The organism is Streptomyces sp. NPDC007162, assembly GCF_040634175.1.
Lineage (GTDB): Bacteria > Actinomycetota > Actinomycetes > Streptomycetales > Streptomycetaceae > Streptomyces.
Genome location: NZ_JBEYFC010000618.1, coordinates 1 through 4,556 on the forward strand (window position 1 = coordinate 1; position 4,556 = coordinate 4,556).

Below are 4,556 nucleotides of genomic sequence, written 5' to 3' on the forward strand. Positions count from 1 at the left end.
TCTCGACAGGCTCCACGGTCTCCAACTCCACGGCGGTGTCAGTCACTTGACGTCTCTCCCATGATCGTCGGATCCGCCGTTAGATTTACACTCCCGCGGCACTCTCGACGAGGAGTGATGTTGTGTTTACCGTGAGTTGAGGAAGATGCGGGTTGTGCTGGCCTTGGGGGGCAGGATGCAGCGCAAGGACCGGTTTCGGAGGATCGTCAGCGAATTCGGCGCGACGTGTAAGCAGGCGTTGCTGCACGGTCAGAAGGAAGCCGCGATCCGCCGAGCGGTAGAAACCCTTCTCGTCGACGCAGCAGGGGTGTTAGGGCTGCAAGCAGTGCTACACGCTGAGGTGGCCATCGCCGCCCATCGAATACGCCCTGACCTTGCGGTGCGGATTGGAAAGTTGCCGCGCAACATCGTCGGCTATGTCGAGCTGAAGAGCCCCGACAAGAGCGTGATCCATCCCGGCGGCCTGAACCAGCGTGACCGCCGTCAATGGGAAGGCATGGCGAAACTGCCCAACCTGATCTACACGAACGGTCAGACATGGATCATGTACCGCTCCGGTCGGCAGTACGGCGACACCATCCACTTCGAGGGGGATCTGCGCAGCGCCGGCTCCCGCCTACGGTTGCCGACCGCCAGTGAGACCGCCTTCGAAGCCATGCTCGTCGCGTTCTTCGGCTGGCAGCCCAAGCCGCTCACGTCGATGCGGGAGGTGGTCGCCCATGTCGCCCCGCTGTGCGCGCTTCTGCGTGATGCTGTTCACGACCGCCTCGATGCCGAAGCGAGTCTCCCACGCCACCAGCGTCCGTTCACCGATCTGGCCTCCACGCTTGAGGTTGACCTCTTCCCGACCACCGATGACCGGGACAAACGGGCGACCTTCGCTGACCGCTACGCACAGTCCGTCACCTTCGCTCTCCTGCTGGCCGGTTCCGACAACTCTGGCAGCAACGACAAGGCATTGGTCGGTATGAGCCTGCACGAGGTAGGCCGACGCCTCGGGGCTGAGCACTCCGTCATGGGCCGCGCCTTGCAGATCCTCACCGACCAGGTCGAGGGAGAATTCCGCGACAGTCTGGACATGCTCGTCCGCGTCATTGACGCCATCGACTGGAGAAGTTCCCTCGCCGGCGAACCCGGCTTCCACATCCATCTCTACGAGCACTTCTTGCAGGAGTACGACGCCGACCTGCGCAAGGACTCCGGCACCTACTACACCCCGGCCCCGCTGGTGACGGAGATGATCCGCCTCGTTGACGAGGTGCTCACCAATACGTTGGATTGCCCGGATGGCTTCGCCGACCCCGGCGTATCCATCATCGACCCGTCGATGGGAACCGGCACCTTCCTCACCGGCATCATCGACCTCGTCGCCCGCAAACAGTCCGAGGGCGGCAACGAAGGTTTCCGCGCCGAATCCGTGCAAGAACTCGCCAGCCGGTTGATCGGGTTCGAAAAGCAGATGGGCGCCTTTGCCGTCGCTCAGATGCGCGTGGGGCAGATGCTGCGGCACCTCAATGCCCGGGTCCGGCTGCGTGATATGCGCCTGCACCTGGCCGACACTCTCGCCGATCCATGGCGGCCCAGTGAACTCTTCGATCGCTACGGCGCCTTGTGGGGGCCCTTACGTGACGACGCCGAGGCGGCCAGCACCATCCAGCGCAACGAGCGCATCACCGTCGTCATCGGCAACCCTCCCCACCGCGAACAGGCAGAAGGCCAGGGCGGATGGATCGAGAAGGGCTCACCGGGCCGCGGTGCCCCGCCCCTGGACGACTTCCGGCTGCGCGGTGCAGCAGGCGTGTACGAAAACAAACTGAAGAGCCTGTGCACCTACTTCTGGCGATGGGCCACCCACAAAGTCTTCGACCAGTACGGCGATCACCGCCACGGGGTCGTCTGCTTCGTCAGCACCGGCGGATTCATCCGCGGCGCCGGATTCCAGGGCATGCGCTCCTACCTGCGGCGTACCTGCACCGAGGGCTGGGTCATCGACCTCACGCCCGAGACCAAGAGGCCCCCGCTCAACAGCCGCTTCTTCCCAGGAGTCCAGCAGGAGTTAGCCGTCGCCATTTTCGTCCGTCGACAAGGCGAGCGACAAGACGCACTGGCCCCCGTCCACTACACGGCCGTTCATGGCACACGTCAGAGCAAAGAGGAGCAGCTGCACAACCTGCACATCAACGGTCCCGGCTGGCGCACTTCCCGGCCTGTTGGGCCCGTCCCTTTCACGCCCGCCTCCCAGAGCGGGTGGGACACCTTCCCCGCCCTCACCGAGCTAATGCCCTGGTGCAAGCCCGGCATCAAACCCAACCGAAACTGGGTCATCAGCCCTTCCAAAGCCATCCTGCGCCGGCGCTGGAACCGCCTTGTCCAAGAACGCGATCCCGCCCGGAAACAGGAACTGTTCAAAGAGACCCGCGACCGCACCCTGGACAAGGAAGCCCTCCAGGTCCCGGGACATCCCCACCCGTCGACCCTCCTGCGCGTCGAGCAAGGCCCCTGTCCCACTCCGATACGTATCGCCCGTAGAGCCCTGGACCGCCAATGGCTCATACCCGACGGCCGCGTCATCGACTTCTCCCGCCCCGAGCTGTGGCGGGCCGACATCGATGGCCAAATCTTCGTAGTCGAACAGCACACCCAGCGCCTACAGACCGGTCCGGCACTGCTATTCACAGCCCTCGTTCCTGACAACGACTACTTCAAGGGAAATGGTGGCCGCGTCCTACCGCTCATGCATGCCGACCGTACCCCCAACATCACCCCAGGGCTGTTACCCCACCTCGCCAACTCCTACGGTCTCCAGCAAGTCCTCCCCGAGGACTTGCTCGCCTATATCGCCGCCGTCACTGCTCACCCCGCCTTCACCGAGCTCTACGCGGACGACCTCAACTCCCTGGGCGTACGTATCCCTCTAACCGCCGATCGTGGCCTCTGGCACGAGGCCATCAGCCTGGGACACCACGTCTTATGGGCCTCAACGTTCGGCGCACGCTGCATCAACGCCGACGACGGCCGCCCGGCAGGCAAATCGAACTGGTGGCGGCGCCTACACCCCGAGATCATGTACGCCCAAGAAGTCACGCCCGACACGCTCCCATCGGCCATCAGCTACGACGTCGAACGCCAGCACCTTGTCGTCGAGGGCGGCATCTTCACCGGTGTCACTCCACGCATGCGTAACTACGCCACGGGCGGGCGCAACGTACTCGACAGCTGGCTCGCTTACCGAAGCGACCGCACCACCGGCAAAGTAAGCAGTGATCTCGACCGGGAGCGCCCCGAGCGCTGGGAGCCCGATTGGAGCCGGGAACTCGTCGAAATCCTTGCCGTACTCAGGCATCTCACTGCCTTGGAACCCCATCAGGAAGAACTCCTCAACCGCATCGTCGCCGCCCCCTTGATCGACGTCGCTGAACTCACGCGCCGCCGCATCCTCCCAGTACCCGAGCGCGCCCAGCACGCTCACACTGGCCCCGACCACGCGTTTCTGCCTGGCATGGAGACAGTCGATGTCCAACCGCCAGGCCCCGTCGACCCTCTGTCTCTCCCGAACGACCCCGCGGATACCACGCAGCCCAAGCCGCACTCACCCGTGCACCCCGGGCCACGCGCTCGACGGCGTCGCGGCCCGGCCTGATTGATTGCGCCAGTAGCCAGTACCACACCGCATCCACAACGGCCCCCTCGCCAGAGGCTGCATCGGGTTCTTCGATCAGCCTCAACGCGACACGGATAGGGACCGGGAATACGACAGCTGTTAACGGAGGCATGTTGGAGATCGCAGCCCTCGTGGTGTCGCTGGTAGCGCTCGCATTGACCGGAGCCGTCTCGTTTCGACAACTGCGGCTGACCGAGCATGCCAACACGCTGCCCGTACTTGTGGATCTCTTCCGCGAGCATCGAAGCGTGCGGCTGGCACAGGCACGGCAGGTCGTGCACGAACAGCTGTCTGCCTATGACCTGTCAGCCGGACTGGCTGGGCCACCCGAGGATGATCGGCATCTGGTCCGTGAACTGGCCTGGTTCTATGACAATCTCGGGGCTCTGGTCGCCCACGGGGTGGTGGACATCGAACCCGTCTCCGGATACCTCGGTGGGTCGGTGATCTCGGTCTGGGAGAGCTTGCAACCGCTGGTGCAGGCCGAGCGTGCGAAGAGGACGCGGAACGCTATGCCGGATCCGAACCGCTGGCAGGAGTACTTCGAGAACCTGTACCACCTCGTCCGCGAGACTCCTGCGGACCGAGCTCGCGCAGGAACGCATCTGTGGCGGCTTCCGCAACACTGAGCATCGACGGATGCAACCGGTGATGGCTGGCCAAACGCTCCACTCTGCGAGGGCACATCCAGGGCACATGAGCCTGGGAAACGGCGTTGACCTGTGAGAACTACCGAGAGGAGTTTTCCCAGGTCAACGCACATTTCCCTACGAAACCCCAGGTCAGCGCCCTCCCGTCACCAATCGCTGCACGAGTGGCAGGACTTCTCGCATCGGCTGCATGAGGCGGGGCACCAGCCGTATTGCTTGGTGTGGCCGTGAGCTGAGTTTCCTCC

General features: G+C 64.0%; 2 protein-coding genes. Both read left to right on the forward strand.

From position 1 onward, the window contains the following. Positions 1 to 175: 175 nt before the first annotated feature. Positions 176 to 3,640, forward strand: a complete 3,465-nt coding sequence (locus ABZ646_RS40605; protein ID WP_360531007.1) for a type ISP restriction/modification enzyme — start codon at positions 176 to 178, stop codon at positions 3,638 to 3,640. 131 nt (positions 3,641 to 3,771) lie between these two features. Next, positions 3,772 to 4,290 (forward strand): hypothetical protein, encoded by a 519-nt coding sequence (locus ABZ646_RS40610; protein ID WP_360531010.1) that lies wholly within the window; start codon positions 3,772 to 3,774, stop codon positions 4,288 to 4,290. Positions 4,291 to 4,556: the final 266 nt, after the last annotated feature.